This window comes from Kluyvera cryocrescens NBRC 102467, assembly GCF_001571285.1.
GTDB classification, from domain to species: Bacteria; Pseudomonadota; Gammaproteobacteria; order Enterobacterales; family Enterobacteriaceae; genus Kluyvera; species Kluyvera cryocrescens.
This window is the reverse complement of record NZ_BCTM01000013.1, coordinates 141,704-166,654: the sequence shown is the minus strand read 5'-3', so window position 1 is coordinate 166,654 and position 24,951 is coordinate 141,704. Positions and strand designations below refer to the sequence as shown.

At 55.0% G+C, this 24,951-nt stretch carries 26 protein-coding genes; 17 read left to right on the top strand and 9 right to left on the bottom strand.

Annotated elements, in window-relative coordinates:
- Window positions 1–40 precede the first annotated feature (40 nt).
- The 3 genes from KCR01S_RS11230 to hcr all read left to right on the top strand — a co-directional run bounded on the left by KCR01S_RS11230 (window position 41) and on the right by hcr (window position 3,717).
- The gene (locus tag KCR01S_RS11230; protein ID WP_061282833.1) at window positions 41–940 is read left to right on the top strand and encodes a LysO family transporter; all 900 of its coding nucleotides are present in this window, start codon (window positions 41–43) and stop codon (window positions 938–940) included.
- Between the two features lie 145 nt (window positions 941–1,085).
- Window positions 1,086–2,738: a hydroxylamine reductase gene (hcp, locus tag KCR01S_RS11225; protein WP_061282832.1), complete on the top strand. Its 1,653-nt coding sequence runs from the start codon at window positions 1,086–1,088 to the stop codon at window positions 2,736–2,738.
- Window positions 2,739–2,748: 10 nt separating this feature from the next.
- Window positions 2,749–3,717 carry an NADH oxidoreductase gene (gene hcr, locus KCR01S_RS11220; protein WP_061282831.1) on the top strand — a complete coding sequence of 323 codons (969 nt, stop codon included), beginning with the start codon at window positions 2,749–2,751 and terminating at the stop codon, window positions 3,715–3,717.
- A gap of 106 nt (window positions 3,718–3,823) precedes the next feature.
- Here the strand turns inward: hcr and KCR01S_RS11215 are convergent, their stop codons facing one another.
- Entirely contained in the window at window positions 3,824–4,711 is an 888-nt protein-coding gene (locus KCR01S_RS11215) for a LysR family transcriptional regulator (protein ID WP_061282830.1), read from the bottom strand.
- A gap of 114 nt (window positions 4,712–4,825) precedes the next feature.
- On the opposite strand from KCR01S_RS11215, the gene KCR01S_RS11210 reads away from it, so the two are divergent.
- The gene (locus KCR01S_RS11210) at window positions 4,826–5,791 is read left to right on the top strand and encodes a saccharopine dehydrogenase family protein (RefSeq protein WP_156478758.1); all 966 of its coding nucleotides are present in this window, start codon (window positions 4,826–4,828) and stop codon (window positions 5,789–5,791) included.
- 198 nt (window positions 5,792–5,989) lie between these two features.
- On the opposite strand, the gene KCR01S_RS11205 is transcribed toward KCR01S_RS11210, so the two are convergent.
- Window positions 5,990–6,208, bottom strand: coding sequence for a DUF7661 family protein (locus KCR01S_RS11205; protein WP_061282828.1), 219 nt, complete (start codon window positions 6,206–6,208; stop codon window positions 5,990–5,992).
- 115 nt (window positions 6,209–6,323) lie between these two features.
- Complete coding sequence (locus KCR01S_RS11200; protein ID WP_061282852.1) at window positions 6,324–7,238, bottom strand: DMT family transporter; 915 nt, start codon at window positions 7,236–7,238, stop codon at window positions 6,324–6,326.
- Window positions 7,239–7,340: 102 nt separating this feature from the next.
- On the opposite strand from KCR01S_RS11200, the gene KCR01S_RS11195 reads away from it, so the two are divergent.
- Complete coding sequence (locus KCR01S_RS11195; RefSeq protein ID WP_061282827.1) at window positions 7,341–8,264, top strand: LysR family transcriptional regulator; 924 nt, start codon at window positions 7,341–7,343, stop codon at window positions 8,262–8,264.
- 53 nt (window positions 8,265–8,317) lie between these two features.
- Here the strand turns inward: KCR01S_RS11195 and KCR01S_RS11190 are convergent, their stop codons facing one another.
- On the bottom strand, window positions 8,318–9,169 hold the full coding sequence (locus KCR01S_RS11190) for a Vmh family MBL fold metallo-hydrolase (RefSeq protein WP_061282826.1): 852 nt from the start codon (window positions 9,167–9,169) through the stop codon (window positions 8,318–8,320).
- A 124-nt stretch (window positions 9,170–9,293) separates the two neighbouring features.
- On the opposite strand from KCR01S_RS11190, the gene KCR01S_RS11185 reads away from it, so the two are divergent.
- On the top strand, window positions 9,294–10,178 hold the full coding sequence (locus KCR01S_RS11185; protein ID WP_061282825.1) for a LysR family transcriptional regulator: 885 nt from the start codon (window positions 9,294–9,296) through the stop codon (window positions 10,176–10,178).
- 89 nt (window positions 10,179–10,267) lie between these two features.
- Window positions 10,268–10,786: a hypothetical protein gene (locus KCR01S_RS25625; protein ID WP_244886208.1), complete on the top strand. Its 519-nt coding sequence runs from the start codon at window positions 10,268–10,270 to the stop codon at window positions 10,784–10,786.
- 66 nt (window positions 10,787–10,852) lie between these two features.
- Here KCR01S_RS25625 and KCR01S_RS11175 read toward each other — a convergent pair whose 3' ends face one another.
- Entirely contained in the window at window positions 10,853–11,287 is a 435-nt protein-coding gene (locus KCR01S_RS11175) for a DoxX family protein (protein WP_061282823.1), read from the bottom strand.
- 152 nt (window positions 11,288–11,439) lie between these two features.
- Here KCR01S_RS11175 and poxB point away from each other — a divergent pair, with 152 nt between their 5' ends.
- The 4 genes from poxB to KCR01S_RS11155 all read left to right on the top strand — a co-directional run bounded on the left by poxB (window position 11,440) and on the right by KCR01S_RS11155 (window position 16,753).
- Window positions 11,440–13,158, top strand: a complete 1,719-nt coding sequence (gene poxB, locus KCR01S_RS11170; protein WP_061282822.1) for a ubiquinone-dependent pyruvate dehydrogenase — start codon at window positions 11,440–11,442, stop codon at window positions 13,156–13,158.
- A 39-nt stretch (window positions 13,159–13,197) separates the two neighbouring features.
- Entirely contained in the window at window positions 13,198–14,199 is a 1,002-nt protein-coding gene (ltaE, locus tag KCR01S_RS11165; RefSeq protein ID WP_061282821.1) for a low-specificity L-threonine aldolase, read from the top strand.
- A gap of 10 nt (window positions 14,200–14,209) precedes the next feature.
- Entirely contained in the window at window positions 14,210–15,652 is a 1,443-nt protein-coding gene (locus tag KCR01S_RS11160; RefSeq protein WP_061282820.1) for an SDR family oxidoreductase, read from the top strand.
- Window positions 15,653–15,739: 87 nt separating this feature from the next.
- A complete protein-coding gene (locus KCR01S_RS11155) occupies window positions 15,740–16,753 on the top strand; it encodes an NAD-dependent epimerase/dehydratase family protein (protein ID WP_061282851.1) in 1,014 nt (337 codons plus the stop codon).
- 2 nt (window positions 16,754–16,755) lie between these two features.
- Here KCR01S_RS11155 and KCR01S_RS11150 read toward each other — a convergent pair whose 3' ends face one another.
- Both KCR01S_RS11150 and KCR01S_RS11145 read right to left on the bottom strand, forming a co-directional pair.
- Window positions 16,756–17,595: an N-acetylmuramoyl-L-alanine amidase gene (locus KCR01S_RS11150; protein ID WP_061282819.1), complete on the bottom strand. Its 840-nt coding sequence runs from the start codon at window positions 17,593–17,595 to the stop codon at window positions 16,756–16,758.
- Window positions 17,592–17,915, bottom strand: coding sequence for a heavy metal-binding domain-containing protein (locus KCR01S_RS11145; RefSeq protein WP_061282818.1), 324 nt, complete (start codon window positions 17,913–17,915; stop codon window positions 17,592–17,594). The genes KCR01S_RS11150 and KCR01S_RS11145 overlap by 4 nt, the downstream gene beginning before the upstream one ends.
- A 170-nt stretch (window positions 17,916–18,085) precedes the next feature.
- Between KCR01S_RS11145 and KCR01S_RS11140 the strand changes: the two genes are divergently transcribed.
- The 6 genes from KCR01S_RS11140 to artJ all read left to right on the top strand — a co-directional run bounded on the left by KCR01S_RS11140 (window position 18,086) and on the right by artJ (window position 22,686).
- A complete protein-coding gene (locus KCR01S_RS11140; protein WP_061282817.1) occupies window positions 18,086–18,601 on the top strand; it encodes a lipoprotein in 516 nt (171 codons plus the stop codon).
- Window positions 18,602–18,911: 310 nt separating this feature from the next.
- Window positions 18,912–19,640 carry an arginine ABC transporter ATP-binding protein ArtP gene (gene artP, locus KCR01S_RS11135; protein WP_061282816.1) on the top strand — a complete coding sequence of 243 codons (729 nt, stop codon included), beginning with the start codon at window positions 18,912–18,914 and terminating at the stop codon, window positions 19,638–19,640.
- A 17-nt stretch (window positions 19,641–19,657) separates the two neighbouring features.
- Entirely contained in the window at window positions 19,658–20,389 is a 732-nt protein-coding gene (artI, locus tag KCR01S_RS11130; RefSeq protein WP_061282815.1) for an arginine ABC transporter substrate-binding protein ArtI, read from the top strand.
- Window positions 20,390–20,395: 6 nt separating this feature from the next.
- Window positions 20,396–21,112, top strand: coding sequence for an arginine ABC transporter permease ArtQ (gene artQ / locus KCR01S_RS11125; protein WP_061282814.1), 717 nt, complete (start codon window positions 20,396–20,398; stop codon window positions 21,110–21,112).
- Complete coding sequence (gene artM / locus KCR01S_RS11120; RefSeq protein ID WP_061282813.1) at window positions 21,112–21,780, top strand: arginine ABC transporter permease ArtM; 669 nt, start codon at window positions 21,112–21,114, stop codon at window positions 21,778–21,780. Before artQ ends, artM begins: the two co-directional genes overlap by 1 nt.
- Before the next feature lie 174 nt (window positions 21,781–21,954).
- On the top strand, window positions 21,955–22,686 hold the full coding sequence (artJ, locus tag KCR01S_RS11115; RefSeq protein ID WP_061282812.1) for an arginine ABC transporter substrate-binding protein ArtJ: 732 nt from the start codon (window positions 21,955–21,957) through the stop codon (window positions 22,684–22,686).
- 42 nt (window positions 22,687–22,728) lie between these two features.
- Here artJ and KCR01S_RS11110 read toward each other — a convergent pair whose 3' ends face one another.
- Complete coding sequence (locus KCR01S_RS11110; RefSeq protein WP_061282811.1) at window positions 22,729–24,201, bottom strand: sensor histidine kinase; 1,473 nt, start codon at window positions 24,199–24,201, stop codon at window positions 22,729–22,731.
- On the bottom strand, window positions 24,198–24,920 hold the full coding sequence (locus KCR01S_RS11105; RefSeq protein ID WP_061282810.1) for a response regulator transcription factor: 723 nt from the start codon (window positions 24,918–24,920) through the stop codon (window positions 24,198–24,200). The genes KCR01S_RS11110 and KCR01S_RS11105 overlap by 4 nt, the downstream gene beginning before the upstream one ends.
- Window positions 24,921–24,951: the final 31 nt, after the last annotated feature.

The window sequence follows — 24,951 nt, the reverse complement described above, 5'->3', positions numbered from 1 at the left end:
TCTCTGCGCGATTTAAATACTGCAAGGAACAGTGCCAGCCATGTTATCCGGATTGCTCATTATTTTGGTGCCGCTCATTATCGGCTACCTCATTCCCCTTCGCCATCGCGGCGCACTTCAGCTCATTAATCGGCTACTCAGCTGGATTGTGTATCTTATTCTCTTCTTTATGGGGATAAGCCTGGCATTTCTGGATAATTTAACCGCCAATCTTCTCGCCATTCTCCACTATTCTGCTATCAGTATTGTGGTTATTCTGGCCTGTAATACCGCGGCATTGCTGTGGCTGGAAAAAATCCGCCCATGGGGGCATCCGCACCATCAGGAAAAATTACCTTCCCGCTTAGCCATGGCCCTGGAATCATTAAAACTGTGCTTTGTCGTTATTGCCGGTTTCGTCCTTGGCCTGAGCGGTCTTTCATTTTTACAGCATGCAACTGATGCCAGTGAATATACGCTTATTTTCCTTCTCTTCCTGGTGGGTATTCAGCTACGAAATAGCGGTATGACGCTGCGACAAATACTGCTTAATCGTCGGGGAATGCTCATTGCCCTGGTGGTGGTGGCCAGTTCAATGGTTGCCGGGGTAATTAACGCTTTCCTGCTGGGCCTGCCGATTAAAACCGGGCTGGCGATGGCCTCCGGTTTTGGCTGGTATTCGTTGTCAGGTATTCTGCTGACCGATGCTTACGGCCCGGTTATCGGCAGTGCGACCTTCTTTAATGACCTCGCGCGCGAGCTTATCGCTATCATGCTGATTCCAGGGATGGTGCGGCGCAGCCGTTCTACGGCGCTCGGCCTGTGTGGTGCGACGTCAATGGACTTTACTCTACCCGTCCTGCAACGCTCCGGCGGCGTAGAAATGGTGCCTCCGGCTATCGTTCACGGCTTTATTCTCAGCCTACTGGTTCCCCTGATGATGGCGTTCTTCACCGCCTGATACTCCTAAGGCGGTAGCGTCTGCTGCCGCCAAAATTGCGCTAAATCAACCTCCCATTAAGTTGCACTAAAAAGGCCTTTTCAAGGCTTATCGTCAGGCTTACCCTTAAACATGTATATTAAATATAACTTTAAAAGGTGTGACCATGTTTTGTGTGCAATGTGAACAAACCATCCGTACTCCGGCAGGGAACGGCTGCTCTTACGCGCAGGGTATGTGCGGTAAGACTGCAGAAACGTCCGACCTGCAGGATCTGCTGATTGCCTCCCTGCAAGGTCTGTCCGCATGGGCGGTGAAAGCGCGTGAATACGGCATCATCAGCCACGACGTTGATAACTTCGCCCCGCGCGCGTTCTTCTCCACCCTGACCAACGTTAACTTTGATTCCCCACGTATCGTCGGCTACGCGCGTCAGGCCATTGCTATGCGTGAAGCGCTGAAAGCGCAGTGCCTGGCTGTTGATGCCAACGCCTCCGTCAGCAACCCCATGGCCGATCTGCAGTTGGTGAGCGACGATCTGGGTGCCCTGCAGCAGCAGGCTGCCGAATTTACCCCTAACAAAGACAAAGCCACTATCGGCGAGAACATTCTCGGCCTGCGTCTGCTTTGCCTGTACGGCCTGAAAGGCGCGGCGGCCTATATGGAGCACGCCCACGTTCTGGGTCAGTACGACAACGACATTTACGCTCAATACCACAAAATCATGGCCTGGCTGGGCACCTGGCCTTCCGATATGAACGCTCTGCTGGAGTGTTCAATGGAAATTGGCCAGATGAACTTCAAAGTGATGAGCATTCTGGACGCCGGTGAAACCACGAAGTACGGCCACCCAACCCCGACCCAGGTCAACGTCAAAGCGACCGAAGGCAAATGCATCCTGATTTCCGGCCACGACCTGAAAGATCTGTATAACCTGCTGGAGCAAACCGAAGGCACCGGCGTGAACGTCTACACCCACGGTGAAATGCTGCCTGCTCACGGTTACCCGGAGCTGCGTAAGTTCAAGCATCTGATTGGTAACTACGGTAGCGGCTGGCAGAACCAGCAGGTTGAGTTTGCTCGCTTCCCTGGGCCCATCGTGATGACCTCTAACTGCATCATCGACCCAACCGTAGGCGCTTACGATGACCGTATCTGGACGCGTAGCATCGTGGGTTGGCCAAATGTTAGCCACCTGGAAGGCGACGATTTCACTCCAGTTATCACGCAGGCGCAGCAAATGGCGGGCTTCCCGTACAGCGAGATCCCACATCTGATCACCGTCGGTTTCGGTCGTCAGACGCTGCTGGGTGCCGCAGACTCACTGATCGATCTGGTGAGCCGCGAAAAACTGCGTCACATCTTCCTCGTCGGCGGCTGCGACGGCGCGCGCGGTGAGCGTAACTACTTCACCGACTTCGCCACCAGCGTGCCGGACGACTGCCTGATCCTGACGCTGGCCTGCGGTAAATACCGTTTCAACAAGCTTGAGTTCGGTGATATTGAAGGTCTGCCGCGTCTTATCGATGCTGGTCAATGTAACGATGCTTACTCCGCCATCATTCTGGCCGTCACTTTGGCAGAGAAACTGGGCTGCGGCGTCAACGATCTGCCGCTGTCTCTGGTGCTCTCCTGGTTTGAACAAAAAGCGATTGTGATTCTGCTGACCCTGCTCTCTCTGGGCGTGAAAAATATCGTCACTGGCCCAACCGCACCAGGCTTCTTCACGCCGGATCTGCTGGCCGTTCTCAACGAGAAATTTGGTCTGCGTTCCGTGACCACCGTTGAAGAAGACATGAAGCAGTTGCTGAACGCGTAAGGAGTAAAGAATGACAATGCCAACTCATCAGTGCCCATGGCGGATGCAGGTTCATCACATCCATCAGGAAACGCCGGACGTCTGGACAATTTCGTTGCTGTGTCACGATTATTATCCTTATCGCGCCGGGCAGTATGCACTGGTTAGCGTACGGAATTCGGCGGAGACCCTGCGGGCTTACACCATTTCATCAACCCCGGGCGTCAGCGAATACATCACGCTGACCGTGCGTCGGATTGATGACGGTGCCGGTTCGCAGTGGCTAACCCGTGACGTGAAGCGCGGCGATTACATCTGGCTGTCCGATGCAATGGGTGATTTCACCTGTGAAGATAAAGCAGAAGATAAGTTCCTGATGCTGGCCGCTGGCTGCGGCGTGACGCCTATCATGTCGATGCGTCGCTGGTTGGCAAAATATCGCCCGCAGGCCGATGTGCAGGTTATCTTCAACGTCCGTTCACCGGACGATGTGATTTTTGCCGATGAATGGCGTCAGTATCCGGTGACGCTGGTGGCGGAAAATAATGCGACTCATGGTTTTGTTTCCGGTCGCCTGAGCACCGCGCTGCTGCAAAGCGTGCCGGATCTGGCTTCCCGCACCGTGATGACCTGCGGCCCTGCGCCATATATGGATCTGGTGGAAAAAGAAGTGAAAGCGCTGGGCGTGACTCGCTTCTTCAAAGAGAAGTTCTTCACTCCGGTTGCCGAAGCGGCATCTACTGGCCTGAAATTCACCAAACTTCAGCCGGCGAAAGAGTTCTACGCACCGGTTGGTACCACGCTGCTGGATGCGCTAGAGAGCAATCAGGTTCCGGTTGTCGCGGCCTGCCGCGCTGGCGTATGCGGCTGCTGCAAAACTAAAGTGGTTTCCGGTGAGTATACGGTCGATAGCACCATGACGCTGACCGACGCGGAAATTGCTGAAGGCTATGTGCTGGCGTGTTCCTGCCATCCACAGGGCGATTTAGTGCTGGCGTAACGTTGCGCACAGCGACAAAAGGCCGTCGGGTTATACCCGGCGGCCTTTTTTATTCCCCGCATGCCGAGGGGCGTAAATCGGTTACCGGCCTTGCCGGTAACAACGGCTAGCGCTGCGCTTTTATATATTCGACAAATGCCTGAAAAGCCGCCGAGGCAAATTTGCGGTTGGAGTAGTAGAGATAAAAACCCGGTAATTCCGGCAGCCATTCGTCAAGCAGTGAAATGAGTTTGCCGCTGCGCAGATGAGGTTCCGCCATTTCAGATAGCACATAGCCTATTCCCGCCCCCTGCAGCGCCAGGCTCAGAGCGATATCGAGATCGTTAACTTCAAGCATCCCCTGCACGCTGATAGCCAACTGCTCGTGATCCCGGCCAAACTGCCACTGGTAGCTGCGGCCACCGGGGTAGCGAAACTTGATGCAGGAGTGCTGCAAAAGGTCGTGCGGCCGTTCAGGCGCTGCATGATGTTGAAGATACTCAGGGCTGGCAACCACCGCATAACGAATCGGCTTGCCCAGAGGAATCGAAATCATATCTTTTTCGATAATCTCACTTAGCCTTACCCCGGCGTCGTATTCACTGCTCACAATATCCACCAGATTATCGTCCTGGGCTATTTCAACCCGCACGTCAGGATATTTTTGGGTAAACCCGGCGACGAGCGGTGCAAGCCGATAACGGCCGCCCAGCCTAACGGCATTGATCCGCAGGGTGCCGATAGGCGTTGTGCGGTAATCATTAATCGCTTCAACCGCCTCCCTCGCGCTGCTGAATAACGGTGAAAGCGACTCAAATAGCTGATGCCCGGCATCCGTTAGCGCAACGCTACGGGTCGTGCGATTAAATAAACGGATCTTTAACCGTTCCTCTAGCTGACGAATGGAATGGCTCATGGCAGAAGAAGTGACGCCCGCCGCTTCCGCCGCCAGGCGGAAACTCCGAAAGGTCGCCACCGCGATGAAAGGCTCAAAGTCGGAAATTTTAATGCCCATTACTGAATAAAACTCACCAAGCCATCAAGTTTAATGAGCTTAATTAAAGCGTATTTGTGCTCTAAAGTCTTGCCATCAGCAACGTTTCGATGAGGAAAAATGATGGCTATCAACATGGCAGAACAAATTTTTATCGCCGGCGGCTACGGCATGATTGGCGGTAACCTGGCGGCACAGCTGCGGTCCCGCTTTCCGCAATCACGGTTAATTCTGGCGGGACGCTCGCCGCAAAAAGGCGAAGCATTGGCGGAACAGCTTGGAAATGCTCAGACCGCTTGTCTTGATCTGCTGAGTGGCGACATTCCACCGCTTGCCGCAACCTCTCAACTGATTATCAGCGCAGTCCCCGACCCTAAACATGTGCTCGGCGAATTTGCTATTCGCCATAATATTGCGTTTATCGATATTACCGTCGGGACCGCCGACGGCTACGCCCCGCTGCTCAATATGGCGATGCAATATCAAACCACTGCCCCGGTGGTGCCATTAGGGTATTACGAAGCAGGAATGTTTTTACCGCTGGTTAATAGGCTTAGCCGCCAGTTTAGCGCCATCAATAGCGTGCGCCTAACGGCATTACATGACGCCGAAGACCCGATTGGCGCAACCACCGAACAGGAACTGACCCAGGAACTTGCGCCGGCGTTTGTTCGGGAAGCGGGGATCTGGCGCTATACCTCGGCTCAGGATGAGATTTGCCTCATCAGCGGGGAATGCGTGGAAACGACGCCGTTTGGTATTCTGGATGTCAGCGCCGTCGCCGCCATGACCGGGGCAGAAAATATCAGGCTGGATGTCGCCATGGGTATTTCAGAAGGTCAGCGAAATTCGGCCCAAGCCTCCGTTGAACTGTATGTCGATATGCAGGGAATGAATGAAGCTGGCAAGCCGGATTCAAAACGCATCGTCGCTTCCGACCCTCGGGGACAGGCACATTTTACCGCGTTAGGCATCGTCACCGTGGTTACCGCCATGTTTGAGCGTCCTCTGAGCGGTTTTGTTTTGCCCGAAAATTTGCTCAATCCGCAAGCCGCGCTCATCACAATGCAGGACGCAGGCGTGGTCCTGATTCAGGATTAACTTAATTTTTCCGTTTCCGCAGGGCGCATCGGCGCTCGCGGGATACGCGTAAAAAACGGCGCCCCATGTTATCAGCCGTCCCCGCTGATTGCGCATCGGTAAATGTCCGCTTTAGGTTGCGAGTGTTAAGCGGACATCAGCTAACGGGCCTTTTGCCGCGATAGCGTTTCAATGCCTAATTTCGGTGTTCCCGCTTTATTATTGAATTCGCGTCACATTGGGATGTTTGTCGGTTGCCGCTTCATGATAAATATCATCCAGCCAGCCGGGAATTTCCGCCTCGGTCAGGTCATCCGGAATAATCACGCCATGCAGTCGGGAATATTTCTGCTCCGTGAGATCAACACGAAATACCTGCCAGCGCTCATCTTCGCGCTGAACGCCGATATGTCGGCCAAAAACGTCGTAAATCAACATCACCACCCTCTCTGGACAGGGATAACCTCTTCCCTTTAACTTATCCCAAACATCGCTAAAAAACAGCCCTTAGTTCACCACCACGCGGTGACCACCTTCGGGCGGCGCATATCGCTTACGACGCAGCCACCTTCTCCGTTCTGGCGGCTTTCTTTCCCGAGCACAATGCAATTCCGCAAACAATCAGCAGCGCGCTGACCAAATGGAACGAGTGTAATGGCACGCTCAGAAACAGCACGCTGAACAACCCGCCGCTGAGCGGAATAATATGGGAAAAAATCTCCCCACGCGTCGCGCCAATCGCCTGAATACCTTTGTTCCACAGCAAATAGGAGAGCCAAGAAGGAAAAATAACGAGATACAGCAGGCCGGAAACCACATCGCTACGGCTGAATTCAGCTAGCGCTGGCACGCCATTTTTTGCCATCGAGAAAATCAATACTGGAATCAGGACCACGGCCCCTATCGTCGCGCTGACCGCCACAAACGCGTTCCCCCCTACTTCACGCGGCTTCACGCGCAAAAAGGCGCAGTACACCGCCCAGCTTGCGGCCGATCCCATCGTCCACAGATCGCCACGATTGAGATGTTTTAGGGTATCCAGATGCCATAAATCTCCCTGCATCACCAGCCATATCACGCCAAGCGAGCTGATAATAACCCCGGCAATATTCTGCAGTGATATTTTCTCCTTGAACACAGTTTTATTAATCAATAAAACCAATGCGGGAGTGGTCGATAAATAAATGGCCGCATTCAGTGAAGATGTATATTGCAAGCCAATATATAAAGTGAGCGGAAATAATACCTGGCCAAATAAAGCCAGAAAGCTGATGATGTGGAAAGCACGCCGCATTGCGCTCCACTGCTGCCTGACCTGGCGATGATACAGTGCGACCAACAGCACCGCAGTCGCTACCCAGCGGGCTGAGGATAATAATATCGGGTCAACTAAATTTACCAATAAGTGGCCAACGACATAATTCCCGCCCCAAAAACAAGCGGCTAACGTGAGTAGTAAATAAGGCATTGTGCCCCCGATAAATAACATCATTTTGTTATTTGCCAGATTACTGCGATGACGATAGAGATGCTAATATAAAGTTTTGCTCTGCCGGTATCGTTTAAAACTATGATGTTTACTCTCAGGCAACTTGAATTCTACATAGCATTAGCAGAAACCTTACAAGTTTCTAAAGCCGCCAGCCGCTGCCACGTTTCGCAGTCCTCGATGACCGTTGCGCTGCGTAATCTGGAAGAGGCGCTCAACGCCCAGCTCTTTCTACGCCAGCCAAAAGGGATCCAGCTCACGGTAGCCGGGGAACGCTTTCTCGCTCATGCCCGCACCATCATCAGCAACAGCCACATCGCGCTGGAAGATCTGCATCGTCAGCCCGAAACCACGGCCGGCAAGGTGCGCATCGGCATCGCCCAGACGCTCTCCGCTTACCTGTTACCGGAAATGCTCAGCGATATAGACAACCGTTTTCCGCTGCTGGAGATCGACTATTTCGAGGCGACTGCCCCTGAACTGCTCACTGCGCTGCGCCAACGGCAGGTTGATTTTTGTCTCCTGCTGACTTCCAACATTGAGCATGATGGCGATCTGGAGGTTGAGACCATTATTCGATCGCTACGCCAGCTGTGGATTGCCCCAGGGCACGCGTTGCTCAGCCAATCGGTTATTCGCCTACGGGATATCGAAAAACTGCCCTTTCTCATGCTGGAAACCGACCAATATCCGGCGGTGATAACAGAAGTCTGGCGGCGCGATGGCTATCAGCCCAATATCCACTTTCGCAGTAACTCCTTTGAAGCCGTACGCAGCCTCGTCGCGCAAGGCAACGGGATCACCATTTTAAGCGACCTGGTTTACCGCCCCTGGTCGCTCAACGGCCAGCGCATCATTCGCCGGGCGATTGAGGACTGTATCACTTACATGGACGTTGGCGTGGTCACCTGCGCAGGGCAGCCATTATCGAGTCAGGCCCAGCGGCTGAGGGATTTTCTGCGTTCGCTGATCGTGAGGCGGGAAGGGAAAAACGCGATTATGTAGCGTGAATGGCCACAGGGAATGCGCCCTGTGACCGATAATGTCACGCTATTGCCTTACCACTTCATCTCGCCGGTATTGACCTTCGCGCTTAACTCAAGCGAGCTGTCATCCGCCAGATTCGGATACTCTGCCTTCATCGCGCTTATCACTGCTTTCGACGTTTTATGCTGGCTGAGCGCCTGCTCGAAGGTTTGCAGATAACGATGGGTGAAAGTGATGGCCGCAACGCCTGCCGGTCGCTCGCCCAGGTAATGGCCCGGGATCACCTGCTGCGGTTTGAGTGACTGCATCTCGCTTAACACGTTCATCCAGCCCTGACGGATTGCCGGCGTTTGCGTGTCAGCGGTCCAGACGTGAATACCGGACGCAATACCGGTACCGCCCAGAATGACTTTATTCGCCGGGATCCATACGTATGCGGCATATTCACCTGCGTGCTTCAGCTCAAGCGGCTCACCGTCCACGGTAAAGCGGGTACTGTTGGTGGCCTGCGGCACGATGACTTTGGTCGGCGCGCCCTCTTTCATCTGCGGTCCCCAGAAGGCTAGCTTCGCGTCCTTGGTGGCCTTAATGTGATCCACCACGGCCTGAGATGCCACGACTTTCGCCTGCGGGAATGCCTTCACCAACGGTTCAAGGCCAAAGTAGAAATCCGGATCGCCTGAGGTGATCACAATCTCTTTAAGCGTTTTGCCGCTGGCGTTGATCATTTGCACCAGCTTTTCACCATCTTTCACGCTGAACTGAGCATCAAATAAAATCGCTTCTTTTGGCCCGGAAACCAATGTCGAGGAGACCGGGAAAATCCCCTTGTCCTGCGGGTTGTAGACATCAAGCTGTAACGGCGCGGCAAATGCGGGTGCGGCTGCCAGCGACAATACCAGTGATAGCGTTTTTACGTTCATGGTGATCCTTAGTGATAGAGCCGGGTTTGGCTTTCGATACCCCCCATTTTACGGATTTATACTTCTGCTAGAATTCCTGAAACAATACATGCAGAGTTTCATAAAACGATCAAATGGGAATGTAATGGACAGAATCATGGCCGCAATCACCTACAACCGCATTTGTGAACTTGGGAGCCTCAGCGCCGCCGCCCGTTCGCTGGGCATCTCGCGCCCCATGGTCAGCCGTTACCTCGATGAGATGGAGAAGTGGGCCGGTTCGCGGCTGATTCACCGTTCAACGCGGCGGCTGACCATTACGCCTGCAGGGGAGAAAACGCTGGAGAAGACGCGGCAACTGGTTCTGCTCTCACAGGGCATCGAAGGGGACGCGACCCGCATTACGCCTTCCGGAACGCTGCGTATCGCCTGCGCCCATTTTACCGCCACCCACCTGCTCAGGCCGGTTATCCCCGCCTTTCTCGCCCGCTATCCGGCCTTACGTATCGAGGTCGATATCAATAACCATCCGGTCAGCCTGGTAGGAGAACGCATCGATCTGGCGATTCGCATCACCAATGAGCCGGAGCCTGGGGCTATTGCGCGCACTCTTGGAACATGCCGATCGGTACTGTGTGCCTCACCGGAGTACCTTAACACGGCGGGCACGCCGACAACGCTTGAGGATCTCGCCCAACATAATTGTCTGCATTACAGCCGTTTTTCCGCGCAGTCCTGGTCTTTTCGCGATCGCGATACCGGAGTGATGTCGGTTGCCGTGGGCGGGAATTTCAGCGCCGGCATCTCGTCACTGCTGTGTGATATGGCCGCCGCCGGCGTCGGCCTGGCAATGGTTCCTGAGATTGAGGCGCGCAGCGCTCTGGAAAAGGGGCAGTTGGTGAGGGTATTGCCGCATCTGGAACCGCAGCCGCTGGGCATTTATGGCCTCTATCAATCCCGAGACCACCAGCATGCGGCGCTCAGCCTGTTTCTCGACGCCCTCAAACAGCATTTAACGGACTCGGAATAGAAAAGAGTTTCCTGTTGCATTACCGATTACAGGTGAGCCGCGATACTCTGCATAATAAACATGGCTTGGGTGAGAATATGAAAATCTATATGACGGACCCTGATGGTGACTTAATCTTGCAAAAAGGCCGCAGTATTGTGGTTGAATTTGAGCATGGTCAAACGCTAGAGCTGGCGGGTAGCCAATCGCCATTGCCACCAGAAATCCCCGACGGTTTCGAGCTCTGGGGAGGTAGAATACCGACCGAAACGTCTCGTGATGTCGTCACCTCGCGGCTCAACATCACGCCAGTGGCAGCGAATGGCATCACCGTATCGCCGTATAATGAGGCCACATCCCGCGCCGCTATCACTGTGCTCTCTGTTGCCGATGACGATGGCAACCTGACACCGCTAACTACCTCGACAGCAGTGCTTGAGCTGGCTAACGGTAAAACCGTTGAAGTGATGGAAGATTACGGCCAAAAAGGTCTCCTGATTTGGGGAGGGCGCGAGCCAAATCCCGATCTAGCCGTTGAAGAGATTAAGGCCAGAACCGAATGCCTGGGCCTGTATCCTATTGCCGCTAATGTGGTGCATATCTTTGCCTATAAACTGGCCAGTGATTGAGGCGCACGCATCCGTAATAAAAAACCCAGCCGTTGGCTGGGTTTGGCCTCTGCTTCTACGAGTAAACTAGCGCCAGGCCGAATGACCGCCCAGCGCATACTTCCCGGCGCCCATAAAGGCAATCGCCAGCGCGGCAACGAAGAAATAGACCAGGCTCTCAATCGCCCACGCGCCGGTTTTTTCCAACGCGGCGGTTTCACCCAGCCCAACCATTAGCCATGCCACAATCATGGTAAACGCCAGTACCAGCGCCGCCGGGCGAGTCAGTATGCCGAGGATCAACAGAATGGGCGCCACCACTTCACCCACCAGTACACCGTAGGCGATAAACCCCGGAAGCCCTTTGGCCACCAGCATCGCGCTGATGCCATCTACGCCACCAATCAGCTTATGCAGCCCGTGAAACAACATGAGACCGCCTACCGCAAGACGCAGCAGCAGCTTGCCAAAATCCTCATGCGACAGCATACGGTTTACCGTATTTAACAATGTTGTAATCATTTGAATAATTTCCCTGTTTATCCCTGTAGAGCCCCACGTTACTTGTTCTTTCTGCGTAAATATACCTGCTGAAAATAAGGGGATTCAGCCAGCGAAACGACGAGATTCATCTAAACTTGTAACCGGTATCACATTTAAGGAGATGGAAAACCATGAAACAGACCGTAGCCAACTACATTGCCAAAACTCTTGAACAGGCCGGAGTGAAACGAATCTGGGGAGTGACGGGAGACTCCCTCAACGGGCTCAGCGACAGCCTAAACCGGATGGGCACCATCGCGTGGATGCCCACGCGACACGAAGAGGTCGCCGCCTTCGCCGCCGGTGCAGAAGCGCAGTTAACCGGCGAACTGGCGGTATGCGCCGGCTCCTGCGGGCCTGGAAACCTGCATTTAATTAACGGTCTGTTTGACTGCCACCGTAACCATGTTCCCGTCTTAGCCATCGCCGCGCATATTCCGTCGAGCGAAATCGGTAGCGGTTATTTTCAGGAAACGCACCCGCAGGAGTTGTTCCGCGAATGCAGCCACTACTGTGAACTGGTTTCATCCCCGGAGCAGATCCCGCAGGTGCTGGCAATCGCCATGCGCAAAGCGGTTCTCAACCGTGGCGTTTCGGTAGTGGTGCTACCGGGTGACGTCGCGCTGAAGGCCGCACCGGAAAGCGCCAGTACCCATTGGTATCCCGCGCCACAGCCTGTCGTCACCCCCGCGCATAGCGAGCTGGAAAAACTGGCTGAAAAACTCAAATCATCCAGCAACATCACCTTACTGTGCGGCAGCGGCTGCGCAGGAGCACACGCGGAGCTCACGGCTTTCGCTGAGAAGCTGAAATCCCCTATTGTTCACGCCCTGCGCGGCAAAGAGCACGTCGAGTACGATAACCCTTACGACGTCGGAATGACCGGTCTTATCGGTTTCTCCTCCGGCTTCCACGCGATGATGAACGCCGATACCCTGATTCTGCTCGGCACGCAGTTCCCCTATCGCCCGTTCTATCCAACCGAAAGCACCATCATTCAAATCGACATCAATCCCGCCAGCATTGGGGCGCACAGTAAGGTCGACATGGCGCTGATTGGCGATGTCAAAGCTACGCTTGCCGCTCTCCTGCCGATGCTGGAAGAGAAAAGCGACCGTCGCTTCCTCGATAAAGCGCTGGAGCACTACCGCAGTGCGCGCAAAGGGCTGGATGATTTAGCCACCGCCAGCGACAAAGTGATTCACCCGCAGTATCTGGCGCAGCAAATTAGCCGCTTCGCCGCCGATGACGCGATCTTTACCTGTGATGTCGGCACCCCGACGGTGTGGGCCGCGCGCTATTTGCAGATGAACGGCAAACGCCGCCTGCTCGGCTCGTTCAACCACGGTTCGATGGCCAACGCTATGCCGCAGGCGCTGGGCGCTCAGGCCACTCATCCGGATCGCCAGGTGGTAGCAATGTGTGGGGACGGCGGCTTTAGTATGCTGATGGGCGATTTTTTGTCGGTGGCGCAGATGAAGCTGCCGGTCAAAATCGTGGTCTTTAACAATAGCGTGCTGGGCTTTGTCGCCATGGAGATGAAAGCCGGTGGTTATCTCACCGATGGCACCGAACTGCACGACACCAACTTTGCCCGTATCGCTGAAGCCTGCGGTATTCCCGGTATTCGCGTCGAAAAAGCGGCCGACGTCGATGAGGCGCTGCAGCGTGCTTTTAGTATCGACGGCCCGGTACTGATCGACGTCGTCGTGGCTAAAGAAGAGTTAGCCATGCCGCCGCAGGTGAAGCTGGAGCAGGCGAAGGGCTTTAGTCTGTATATGCTGCGCGCCATCATCAACGGCCGCGGCGATGAAGTTATCGAACTGGCGAAAACCAACTGGCTCAGGTAAAAAGGATGGCATTGTTCTGAGTTTAAAAAGGAAAATGCCATGATTGATTTGCGTAGTGATACCGTCACCCGCCCGACGCGCGCCATGCTTGATGAGATGGTGGCCGCGCCGGTCGGCGATGACGTCTATGGCGATGACCCAACCGTTAACGCCCTGCAACAGTATGCCGCCGAATTGGCAGGTAAAGAGGCGGCGCTGTTCCTGCCAACCGGAACCCAGGCCAACCTGGTGGCGCTGTTAAGCCACTGCGAACGCGGGGAAGAGTACATTGTTGGCCAAGGGGCGCATAACTATCTGTATGAAGCAGGCGGCGCAGCGGTACTGGGTAGCATTCAACCACAGCCGATCGATGCCGCAGCCGATGGTACGCTGCCGCTGGATAAAGTGGCGGCTAAAATCAAAGCTGACGATATCCACTTCGCCCGCACCAAACTGCTGAGCATTGAAAACACCCATAACGGCAAAGTGCTGCCGCAGGCCTACCTGAAAGAGGCGTGGGAATTTACCCGCCAACGCGGTCTGGCGCTGCACGTTGACGGCGCGCGTATTTTTAACGCCCTCGTCACCTACGGCTGCGAGCTAAAAGAGATTGCCCAATACTGCGACTCTTTCACCATCTGTCTCTCCAAAGGCCTTGGCACCCCCGTCGGCTCTCTGCTGGTCGGCAACCGCGATTACATTAAGCGCGCCAACCGCTGGCGTAAAATGACCGGCGGCGGCATGCGTCAGGCCGGATTCCTGGCGGCAGCCGGGCTGTATGCCCTGAAAAATAATGTCGCTCGCCTACAAGACGATCACGACAACGCCGCTTGGCTTGCCGAACAGCTGCGCGAAATTGGTGCCGACGTGATGCGCCATGACACCAACATGCTGTTCGTGCGCGTGGGTGAGGCAAACGCCGCTGCGCTGGGCGAGTTTATGCAGCAGCGCGGGGTGCTGATTAACGCCTCGCCAATCGTCCGCCTGGTGACGCATCTGGACGTCAGCCGTCAGCAGCTTGCTGAGGTTGTCAGCCACTGGAAAGCGTTTTTAGCCCGCTAAGGAGCCCGACGTGTCGCAGTCTATTCTGGTTTTTGGTGCCAGCGGCTATATCGGCCAGCATTTGGTCACTGAACTCAGCCAGCGCGGATACTCCGTGCGGGCGGTAGCGCGTCGTGTTGAACGGCTGCAAAAACTACAGCTGCCTGGGGTGACCTGCCACGCGGTAGATCTGGAAAAAAACAGTGATTTCTCTGCTCTGCTGGAAGGTGTGGAGACGGTCTACTACCTGGTGCACGGCATGGGTGAAGGTTCGGACTTTATCGCCCATGAACGTCGGGTAGCTGAAAACGTGCGCGACGCGCTGCGAAAAACACCGGTGCACCAGCTCATTTTTCTCAGTTCGCTGCAGGCGCCAGCCCATGAGCAGTCTGCGCATTTACGCGCCCGCCAGCTCACTGCCGATATCCTGCGTAATGCCGGTGTGCCGGTAAGCGAACTGCGAGCCGGCATTATCGTCGGCGCCGGTTCCGCTGCATTTGAGGTGATGCGCGACATGGTCTACAACCTGCCGGTGCTGACGCCACCGCGCTGGGTACGTTCACGCACCACGCCCATCGCACTGGAAAACCTGCTGGTTTACCTGGTTGAATTGCTCAATCATCCCACGTCTGAACATCGCGTTTTAGAGGCTGCCGGCCCGGAAGAACTCACCTATCAGCAGCAGTTTGAGCACTTTATGCGGGTCAGCGGTCGCCATCGTCTGCTGATCCCGATCCCTTTCCCTACCAGTTGGATTTCAGTGTGGTTTCTGAATGTCATCACCTCCGTGCCGCCAACGATCGCGAAGGCGTTGATCCAAGGACTAAAGCACGATCTGCTGGCGGACGATCGCACGCTGCGGGCGCTGATCCCGCAAACCCTGATCCCCTTTGACGAAGCAGTGCGCCGCACGCTGGAAGAAGAGAAGAAGCTGGCTAACTCCAGCGACTGGGGGTACGACGCCCAGGCGTTCGCCCGCTGGCGTCCGGAGTACGGTTTTTTTGCCAAACAGGCGGGTTGTACCGTCCAGACCTCCGCCAGCCTGGCATCGCTGTGGGAAGTGGTTAACCAACTCGGCGGCAAAGAGGGCTATTTCTTCGGAAATATTCTGTGGAAAACGCGCGCAGCCATGGATCTGCTAGTTGGCCATCGGCTGGCCAAAGGCCGCCCTGCCAGCGCGATGCTGCAAACCGGCGATAGGGTCGATAGCTGGAAGGTGATCATCGTCGAACCTGAAAAGGCGCTAACCTTACTGTTCGGCATGAAAGCGCCGGGGCTGGGTCGCCTGAGCTTTACGATGGTCGATAAAGGCACACATCGCGAACTTGACGTTCGCGCCTGGTGGCATCCGCACGGTATGCCAGGATTACTCTACTGGCTGTTGATGATTCCAGCGCACCTTTTCATCTTTCGCGGGATGGCGCGGCGAATTGTTCATCTGGCAGAACAAGCAACAGGAAAAAATGCGCAATAACCCTTTTTCGTCTTAGTTTCCCATTGCATACGAGTGAAATAAACGGAAGAATGCGCACGAAACTCTTTTTTAACACTGTGGATGATTATGAAGGTACTGGTCACCGGCGCCACCAGCGGTTTAGGCAGAAATGCAGTTGAATATCTGCGCAGCAGGGGCATTAGCGTCAGAGCGAGCGGTCGCAATGAAGCGATGGGCAAACTGCTGGAGAAAATGGGCGCCGAGTTCGTCCATGCTGACCTAACCGAACTGGTTTCTTCACAAGCCAAGGTCATGCTGGCGGGCGTCGATACCCTTTGGCACTGCTCCAGCTTTACCTCGCCGTGGGGCACGCAAGCCGCGTTTGATTTGGCCAACGTCCGTGCCACCCGTCGTCTTGGCGAATGGGCCGTGGCGTGGGGGGTACGTAATTTCATCCATATTTCTTCGCCTTCTCTGTACTTCGACTATCACCATCATCGCGATATCAAAGAAGACTTCCGCCCGCACCGTTTCGCCAACGAATTCGCTCGCAGCAAAGCTGCCAGCGAAGAAGTGATCCAGCTGCTGGCGCAGGCAAACCCCAACACGCGCTTTACCATTCTGCGTCCGCAGAGCGTTTTTGGTCCGCATGACAAAGTGTTTATCCCACGTCTGGCGCAGATGATGCACCACTACGGCAGCGTGCTGTTGCCGCGCGGCGGCCACGCGATGGTAGACATGACATACTACGAGAATGCCGTACACGCGATGTGGCTTGCCAGCCAGCCGCGCTGCGATGATCTGCCGTCCGGCCGCGCCTATAACATCACCAACGGCGAACCGCGCACCCTGCGCAGCATCGTTGAACGACTGATTGACGAGCTGGATATTGCCTGCCGGATCCGTTCCGTTCCCTACCCGATGCTGGACATGATCGCCCGCAGCATGGAACGCTTTGGCGATAAGAGTGCGAAAGAGCCATCGCTGACCCACTACGGTGTTTCAAAGCTAAATTTCGACTTTACCCTCGATATCAGCCGCGCGCGTGAAGAGTTAGGGTACGAGCCAATCGTCTCGCTCGACGACGGTATCATTCGTACCGCCGCCTGGCTTGAAGATCACGGTAAACTGCCCCGCTAGTCTTATCCTTGACCGTATTTTTCCAGCAGCGCTTCCGCAATGGCCTGACTTTCGGCATCAGCAATGCCATCCCAGCGTGCCGGCCGGAAGTGCATCTGGAAGGCGGCAATCACGCGAATCTGCTGCATCCGAGTCATCCCCGGCTTAATTTCATAGCCGTAGCGCCCCAATAAATCGAGAAGATTGGTCGTCGACACCGGTGCGTTTGGCGCACGGCCATTGAGGTAAAACGCCACCCGATGTGCATCCGGCCATGCGCCTATACCCTGCTGCGCCAGCGACTGCCACGGGAAAAGTGGGCCGGGATCGTCTTTACGCTGCGGCGCAATATCCGCATGCGCCACCACGTTCTGCGGCTCAATGTTGTAGCGTTTGATAATGTCTTTAGCCAGCGGGACCAGCGCCTGAATTTGCGCCGGCTCGAACGGCGTAAAGAAGCGGGTACCTTCCGACTGTTTCCAGCCGGGATTTTCCAGTTCAATGCCAATCGAGGTGTCGTTGATCCGCGTGGCGCCGCGCCAGAAGCTAATCCCTGCATGCCAGGCCAGCTCTGACTCCGGCACCAGCTGCCAGATCTTAGGTTTACCGCGCATCAGCGGGGGGACTGAGGGGATAAGGTAATGAACGCTCACCTGACTCCCGGTGAGGGTGGTAAGAGAACCGTCAAAATCATCCGCCGTATAGTGCAGTACCAGCACTTTGACGCGCGGATAGGCTGCCGGTGCTGAACGACTGCGGTCGAGAACGTAACCAGGCTTCTCGACCACCGCTTTTTTCTCTTCTTTACTGGCACATCCCACCAACACCACGGCCAGCATTAAAACCGCCAGAAAACGTTTCATCTGCGCGTTTTAACCGCCGTTCCGCTTACGCTGACCATCAGCATGCTGCTGTCTTTACCCACGGTTTCGTAGTCAATATCGATACCGACCACCGCGTCAGCGCCCAGCGCTTTGGCCTGTTCGCCCAGCTCTTTAAAGGCGATTTCCCGCGCCTTACGCAGTTCCTTTTCGTAGGCCCCGGAGCGGCCGCCAACGATGTCGCGGATACCGGCAAAAAAGTCACGAAAAATGTTAGCACCCAGAATGGCTTCCCCGGTGACTACGCCGCAGTACTCGACAATCGGCTGCCCTTCAAGGGTGGGGGTCGTTGAAAATTGCATTACCTGCTCCTTCTTTAACGTTCAATGTCTTAGCTCTCAGCGCTAAACGCATTATCGGACCGATACGCTATGCTTGAAAAGGGAATACTCCATAATCGTATACATAAATCGCGCCCGCTGCATGGCGGCGCCGAGGCGATTACTGCCGGGACTGCACACAAGGAATCACTATGCGTTATACCAACCTTGCCTTTATTTTTCCTGCTGCGCTGCTGCTGAGCGCCTGTACGACCGTCACCCCTGCTTATAAAGATATCGGTACCCGCAGCGGACCCTGCGTGGAAGGTGGCCCGGATACCGTGGCACAGCAGTTTTACGATTTCCAAATCCAGCATCGGACGTCAGACTACGCCGTACTGCGCCCATACCTGAGCGATGGACTGGCCAAACTGCTTAATGACAGCAGCCAGGATGCGAGCAAGCGAGCGCTGCTGCAATCCGGGATGTTCTCAAGCAGCACGACGCCACCGAGCAGCGCCAGCGTCGATAGCGCCTCCACCATCCCGAACACGGATGCTCGCAACATCCCGCTGCGCGTAGAGTTAAAACAGGGCAGCCAAAGCTGGAAGGATGAAGTGCTGATGGTGCGTGAAGGGCAGTGCTGGGCGGTTGATGATGTGCGCTATCTGGGCAACAACACCCATTCGCCCGCGGGCACATTACGCCAATCTCTCGAGAAACGTTAATTAGCTGTTAACAAATTCTGCTTAACCGGTTATTCCGGCAAAATGTCTGGCATTCCCTCTGGAATGCCGACATTTATTCCCCGCCCCCACCCCGACCGTTATTTTGTGCTAACTTTATAAGAAAAGTTGGTTTATATTTAAGTTTTAACGCACAAATATTGCATAACTATTCTGTCAAAGGTACTATTTGCGGCCTCAATTGCTGATAATTCCTCTACGGCTGATACCTTCAGCGGGGATGAGTAAAGCGGCAGCGGAGTAAGCACCTGGCGTTTCCAGGGCGAGGACAACATATTCGTGACGGGTATCAATGAGCATTAAATTAGACGGCATTAACTGCTTTTATGGCGCACATCAGGCGCTATTCGACATCACGCTGCAGTGCCCAGAAGGCGAAACGCTGGTGCTGCTTGGCCCAAGCGGCGCGGGTAAAAGCTCACTGCTGCGCGTGCTGAATCTGCTGGAGATGCCAAAATCAGGCACTCTGGCGATTGCGGGTAACCATTTCGATTTTGCTAAAGCCCCGTCAGACAAAGCGATTCGCGAACTGCGTCAAAACGTGGGTATGGTCTTCCAGCAGTACAATCTCTGGCCGCACCTGACGGTGGTACAAAACCTGATTGAAGCGCCCTGCCGCGTGCTGGGTCTGAGCAAAGATCAGGCGATGGCCCGTGCGGAGAAACTGCTTGAGCGTTTACGCCTCAAACCCTTTAGCGACCGCTTCCCTCTGCATCTTTCCGGTGGTCAACAGCAGCGCGTGGCGATTGCCCGTGCGCTGATGATGGAGCCGCAGGTTCTGCTGTTTGATGAGCCAACCGCCGCCCTCGACCCGGAAATCACCGCACAGATCGTCAGCATCATTCACGAACTGGCGGAAACCAACATAACCCAAGTTATCGTCACCCACGAAGTCGAAGTGGCGCGTAAAACGGCCAGCCGCGTGGTGTACATGGAAAACGGTTATATCGTCGAACAAGGCGATGCAAGCTGCTTTAACAGCCCACAGACGGATGCATTTAGAAGTTATCTTTCTCACTGAGATTCAGGACAATGACTATGAAAAAAATACTGATTGCCGCGCTGCTCGCAAGCTTCAGCCTCTCCGCTGCCGCCGCTCAAACCATTCGTTTTGCCACGGAAGCCTCCTACCCTCCATTTGAGTCGATGGATGCCAACAACCAGATCGTCGGCTTTGACGTAGATCTGGCGAACGCCCTGTGTAAAGAGATTGATGCCACCTGTACCTTCAGCAATCAGTCTTTCGATAGCCTGATCCCAAGCCTGAAGTTCCGCCGTATTGACGCGGTCATGGCCGGAATGGATATCACCCCTGAGCGTGAAAAACAGGTTCTGTTCACTACCCCGTACTATGACAACTCCGCGCTGTTTGTCGGCGTGAAGGGCAAATTCACCGGCGTTGACCAGCTGAAAGGCAAAAAAGTCGGCGTGCAGAACGGTACCACGCACCAGAAATTCATCATGGATAAACATCCGGAAATCACTACCGTACCTTACGACAGCTATCAGAATGCGAAGCTGGATCTGCAAAACGGTCGTATTGATGCCGTCTTTGGTGACACTGCAGTGGTTACCGAATGGCTGAAAGCGAACGACAAGCTGGCGGCCGTGGGCGATAAAGTGGCTGACAAAGGCTACTTCGGTACCGGTCTGGGTATCGCTGTCCGCCAGGGCAACACCGAGCTGCAGCAGAAATTCAATGCTGCGCTGGAAAAAGTGAAGAAAGATGGGACGTACGCCACCATCTACGCTAAATGGTTCCAGAAGTAAGACTTGATGAACGAAATGTTTCCTTTAGCAAGCGCCGCCGGCATGACCGTCGGCCTTGCCATTTGTGCACTGGTCATCGGGCTGGCGCTGGCGATGTTCTTTGCGGTATGGGAGTCAGTAAAATGGCGTCCTGTCGCATGGGCAGGCTCGGCGCTGGTTACCGTGCTGCGCGGCCTGCCGGAAATTCTGGTGGTGCTGTTTATCTATTTTGGCTCCTCTCAACTGCTACTGACGCTGTCTGACGGCTTCACGATAAACCTTGGTTTCGTGCAAATTCCGGTACAGATGCAGATCGAAAACTTCGATGTCAGCCCGTTCCTGTGCGGTGTTATCGCCCTCTCTTTGCTCTATGCAGCCTATGCCTCGCAAACGCTGCGCGGTGCGCTGAAAGCGGTCCCGATGGGCCAATGGGAGTCGGGACAGGCGCTGGGGTTGTCGAAAAGCGCCATTTTCTTCCGTCTGGTGATGCCGCAAATGTGGCGCCACGCGCTACCCGGTTTGGGCAACCAGTGGCTGGTGCTGCTGAAGGATACCGCGCTGGTGTCGCTGATTAGCGTGAACGATTTGATGCTGCAAACCAAAAGCATCGCCACGCGGACCCAGGAGCCGTTTACCTGGTACATCGTTGCCGCAGCTATTTACCTGGTGATTACGCTGTTAAGCCAGTACATCCTCAAACGCATTGACCTGCGTACCACTCGCTTTGAACGGAGACCAGGCTGATGCTCGAGTATTTACCGGAGCTGATGAAAGGGCTGCATACCAGCCTGACGCTAACCGTGGCCTCTATCGTCGTGGCGCTGGTGCTGTCGCTGATTTTCACCATCATTTTGACGCTGAAAACGCCGGTGCTGGTCTGGCTGGTTCGCGGCTACATCACCCTATTCACCGGCACCCCGCTGCTGGTGCAGATCTTCCTGATCTACTACGGCCCGGGTCAGTTCCCGTCGCTGCAGAACTATCCGGTGGTGTGGCACCTGCTGTCTGAGCCGTGGCTGTGCGCGCTGATTGCACTGTCGCTCAACAGCGCGGCGTATACCACGCAGCTATTCTACGGTGCCATTCGCGCGATCCCGGAAGGCCAATGGCAGTCCTGTAGTTCGCTGGGGATGAGCAAGAAAGATACGCTGGCGATCCTACTGCCGTACGCGCTCAAACGTGCGCTTTCTTCTTACTCCAACGAAGTGGTGCTGGTGTTCAAGAGTACGTCGCTGGCCTACACCATCACCCTGATGGAAGTCATGGGCCATGGACAATTGCTGTATGGGCGTACCTACGACGTGATGGTCTTTGGTGCCGCCGGGCTGGTTTATCTGGTCGTCAACGGCCTGTTAACGCTGCTCATGCGCTTAATTGAGCGTAAGGCATTAGCCTTCGAGCGCCGCAATTAAGTTTTGCATAAATAGAAAATCAAAAAACGGATAAGTCACTGGCTTGTCCGTTTTTTTTTGCAATGTATAAAATATTTACTCAATTATATTGCATATAAATTCACGCAGTGGCATTGTACCCCCATGCCACACGCAGGGCAGCATCTAACAAGTCAGACAGACAGGAGCACATCCATGAAAAAATTAGTATTGGCCGCCTTACTCGCCACCGTTGCCGCAGGCGCACATGCCGCAGATAAAATCAGCTTTGGCGTTTCCGCGACCTATCCACCATTTGAATCAATGGATGCAAACAACCAGATTGTTGGCTTTGATATCGATCTGGCGAACGCGCTGTGCAAACAAATGCAGGCCGAATGTACCTTCACCAACCATGCGTTCGACAGCCTGATCCCGGCGCTGAAATTCAAAAAATACGACGCGGTGATTTCCGGTATGGATATTACCCCGGAGCGTAGCAAACAGGTCTCCTTTACCGACCCATACTATGCTAACTCCGCATTAGTTATCGCCAAAAAGGGCGAGTTCAAAAGCTTTGAAGATCTGAAAGGCAAACGTATCGGGATGGAAAACGGGACAACCCACCAGAAATACCTGATGGATAAACACCCGGAAGTGAAAACCGTGGCCTATGACAGCTACCAGAACGCGATTATTGACCTGAAAAATGGCCGCATCGATGGCGTATTTGGTGATACCGCCGTGGTGAACGAATGGCTGAAAACCAACCCGCAGCTGGGCGCGGCGACGCCAAAAGTGACCGACGCGCAGTACTTCGGTACCGGCCTTGGCATTGCGGTGCGTCCGGACAACAAAGCCCTGCTGGAGAAACTTAACGGCGCGCTGAAAGCGATTAAAGCCGATGGCACTTATCAGAAAATCAGCGACCAGTGGTTCCCACAGTAAGTGAAAATACCCCGCAGGCATCGCGCCGAGCGGGGTTTCTTTTTACAGCGGGACAAAGAAGCGGAAACAGGCTCCTGTGGACGCTTCCATCAACCGAATCCCCCCACCGTGCAGCTCCAGCATTCTGCGGACAATCAGCAACCCCAGACCACCGCGATTCTCCCGCACGCTCTGCGGATTAAGCACCGATGGCCGCTGGAATAGCTGGTCGCGCAGATCTTGCTCAACGCCCGGCCCGCTATCGGCGACTTCGACCTGTAACTGGGCGCCCTCCTGCCAAACGCGTAGCGCGATGGTTCCGCCAATCGGCGTATGACGCACGGCGTTATCCAGCAGATTAGTGACCACCCGTTCTATCATTGACACATCGGCCAGCACCTGCGGCAGCGCCCGCGGCATATCGACCTGAAGCTTAAGCTGCCGGGTTTCAATCGCCAGATCGAATTTCTGCGCCACGTCCTGAATCAGATCGCCAATGGCGAACCGCTCAAGCTGGGGTTTGATTCCGCCGTGCTCCAGCTTGGCTAGCTCAAACAGCTGCTGGGATAAATGGCGAACCTTATGTCCTTGCCGCAGCGCAATGGCCAGATACTGGCGATTATCGGCGGGTGAGAGCGTATCGGCTTTCATTGACAGAGTTTCCAGATACCCCAACAAAGAGGTCAACGGCGTGCGTAAGTCATGGGAAATATTGGCGATAAATTCGCGGCGCTGCCGGTCGCTATCGGACAGCTGATCCCACTGATTGGCAATTTTGCGCGCCAGCTCGATAAAGGTATTGCGCAAAATCGCCACCTCATTCGCCGGATGGCTTTCCAGCGTCTGCTGCGCCAGTTGCTTAATGGCGCTGATACTGTCCTGGTCCAGCCCGCGGACGTCCGAGGTCAGCTTTTTCACCGGGCGCGTCACCCAATACCAGACGGTCATCCCGGCCAGCAGGCCAAACAGCGCCACCAGCAGCAAAGACCACGAGAGCGTGCTCCACAGCGCATCACGCCATGCGGTATCGGCGAGAGCATTGAGATCCTCACCCTGCAGAATAATGTACAGATAGCAGTGCAGCTCGCCGTTCAGACGCACCGGTGCGACGCTGAATACTTTTTGCTTATCAACGCTGCGCGGGTCATCGCCGTAGACCGGCCAGGCGGCACCTGCGAGAAATGTTTGTAGCGGCGCAACGGCGATGGTCTGCCGCTTCAAATGCCCTGCCGGAGCGGCATCGGCCAGCAGTTGGCCTTCCGGTGAAACCAAATACAGCTCGACGCTGGGATTGAGCGTCATCAGGCGGTCAAACAATGTTTTGAGCGTCTGCCGATTCACATTGCCCTGCGCATCCAGCAGCGGCTCACTTTTGACAATTTGCTGCGCCAGGCCGGCCGACAGCCGCTGCACCATCGCATTCCCGTACTGGCTGCTGCTGTAAAGCTGCACGCTACATACCGCCACGGCGCAGAGCAGCAAAATAGTGGTGAACACCAAGGTTAAACGCTGGCTGAGGCTCAATCGACGGATCATGGCGTAGACTCCGTTTTTTCCGTGGCGAATTTATAGCCTTTTCCCCAGACGGTCAGAATGATTTCCGGCTCGGCGGGATCGCGCTCTATCTTAATCCGTAGGCGGTTAATGTGGGTGTTGACGGTGTGCTCATAGCCTTCATGCTGATAGCCCCACACCCGGTCGAGCAGCGATAAGCGGGAAAAAACCTCACCCGGATGACGCGCAAACCAGTACAGCAGGTCAAATTCGCGCGGCGTCAGTTCGACCGGTTCACCGCGCAGGCGCACTTCCCGCGACAGCGGTTCGATATCGAGGCCGTGACAGGCTATTGAGCCGCTTTCGAGGCGGATATTTTGCCCCATCGCCTCCTGGCGGCGAAACAGTGCCTTGACGCGAGCAATCAGCTCCAGCACGGAAAATGGCTTCGGCAGATAATCGTCAGCCCCCATCTCCAGCCCCAGCACCCGATGGGTTTCGCTGGTACGGGCGCTGATAATAATCACCGGTAGATAACGCGTCATTTGGCGGATACGACGGCAAATCTCCAGCCCGTCAACGCCCGGCAGCATCAAATCGAGGATCACCGCGTCCCAGCTCTGTTTTTCAAGCTGTATCAGCGCCTGATTGCCATCGGCTTCATGCACTATCTGATAGCCCTCATCCTGCAGGTTAAGCCGCAGTAAGGTGGCGATGTCCTGATCGTCTTCGACCAGCAGTATTTTCTTTGCGCTATTCATAACTCTTCACCGACAGACTTTTCTCAAGCTT

What these genes read in the sequence shown, in the direction of transcription:
- KCR01S_RS11105 (WP_061282810.1), bottom strand. Translation starts at nt 24,920, where the DNA reads ATGAATAGCGCAAAGAAAATACTGCTGGTCGAAGACGATCAGGACATC.
- artJ (WP_061282812.1), top strand. Translation starts at nt 21,955, where the DNA reads ATGAAAAAATTAGTATTGGCCGCCTTACTCGCCACCGTTGCCGCAGGC.
- hcr (WP_061282831.1), top strand. Translation starts at nt 2,749, where the DNA reads ATGACAATGCCAACTCATCAGTGCCCATGGCGGATGCAGGTTCATCAC.
- KCR01S_RS11150 (WP_061282819.1), bottom strand. Translation starts at nt 17,595, where the DNA reads ATGAAACGTTTTCTGGCGGTTTTAATGCTGGCCGTGGTGTTGGTGGGA.
- KCR01S_RS25625 (WP_244886208.1), top strand. Translation starts at nt 10,268, where the DNA reads ATGACGGACCCTGATGGTGACTTAATCTTGCAAAAAGGCCGCAGTATT.
- KCR01S_RS11175 (WP_061282823.1), bottom strand. Translation starts at nt 11,287, where the DNA reads ATGATTACAACATTGTTAAATACGGTAAACCGTATGCTGTCGCATGAG.
- KCR01S_RS11110 (WP_061282811.1), bottom strand. Translation starts at nt 24,201, where the DNA reads ATGATCCGTCGATTGAGCCTCAGCCAGCGTTTAACCTTGGTGTTCACC.
- KCR01S_RS11155 (WP_061282851.1), top strand. Translation starts at nt 15,740, where the DNA reads ATGAAGGTACTGGTCACCGGCGCCACCAGCGGTTTAGGCAGAAATGCA.
- KCR01S_RS11190 (WP_061282826.1), bottom strand. Translation starts at nt 9,169, where the DNA reads ATGAACGTAAAAACGCTATCACTGGTATTGTCGCTGGCAGCCGCACCC.
- hcp (WP_061282832.1), top strand. Translation starts at nt 1,086, where the DNA reads ATGTTTTGTGTGCAATGTGAACAAACCATCCGTACTCCGGCAGGGAAC.
- KCR01S_RS11185 (WP_061282825.1), top strand. Translation starts at nt 9,294, where the DNA reads ATGGACAGAATCATGGCCGCAATCACCTACAACCGCATTTGTGAACTT.
- KCR01S_RS11140 (WP_061282817.1), top strand. Translation starts at nt 18,086, where the DNA reads ATGCGTTATACCAACCTTGCCTTTATTTTTCCTGCTGCGCTGCTGCTG.
- KCR01S_RS11215 (WP_061282830.1), bottom strand. Translation starts at nt 4,711, where the DNA reads ATGGGCATTAAAATTTCCGACTTTGAGCCTTTCATCGCGGTGGCGACC.
- KCR01S_RS11230 (WP_061282833.1), top strand. Translation starts at nt 41, where the DNA reads ATGTTATCCGGATTGCTCATTATTTTGGTGCCGCTCATTATCGGCTAC.
- KCR01S_RS11205 (WP_061282828.1), bottom strand. Translation starts at nt 6,208, where the DNA reads ATGTTGATTTACGACGTTTTTGGCCGACATATCGGCGTTCAGCGCGAA.
- artP (WP_061282816.1), top strand. Translation starts at nt 18,912, where the DNA reads ATGAGCATTAAATTAGACGGCATTAACTGCTTTTATGGCGCACATCAG.
- artI (WP_061282815.1), top strand. Translation starts at nt 19,658, where the DNA reads ATGAAAAAAATACTGATTGCCGCGCTGCTCGCAAGCTTCAGCCTCTCC.
- artQ (WP_061282814.1), top strand. Translation starts at nt 20,396, where the DNA reads ATGAACGAAATGTTTCCTTTAGCAAGCGCCGCCGGCATGACCGTCGGC.
- KCR01S_RS11145 (WP_061282818.1), bottom strand. Translation starts at nt 17,915, where the DNA reads ATGCAATTTTCAACGACCCCCACCCTTGAAGGGCAGCCGATTGTCGAG.
- KCR01S_RS11200 (WP_061282852.1), bottom strand. Translation starts at nt 7,238, where the DNA reads ATGCCTTATTTACTACTCACGTTAGCCGCTTGTTTTTGGGGCGGGAAT.
- KCR01S_RS11210 (WP_156478758.1), top strand. Translation starts at nt 4,826, where the DNA reads ATGGCAGAACAAATTTTTATCGCCGGCGGCTACGGCATGATTGGCGGT.
- artM (WP_061282813.1), top strand. Translation starts at nt 21,112, where the DNA reads ATGCTCGAGTATTTACCGGAGCTGATGAAAGGGCTGCATACCAGCCTG.
- ltaE (WP_061282821.1), top strand. Translation starts at nt 13,198, where the DNA reads ATGATTGATTTGCGTAGTGATACCGTCACCCGCCCGACGCGCGCCATG.
- KCR01S_RS11195 (WP_061282827.1), top strand. Translation starts at nt 7,341, where the DNA reads ATGATGTTTACTCTCAGGCAACTTGAATTCTACATAGCATTAGCAGAA.
- poxB (WP_061282822.1), top strand. Translation starts at nt 11,440, where the DNA reads ATGAAACAGACCGTAGCCAACTACATTGCCAAAACTCTTGAACAGGCC.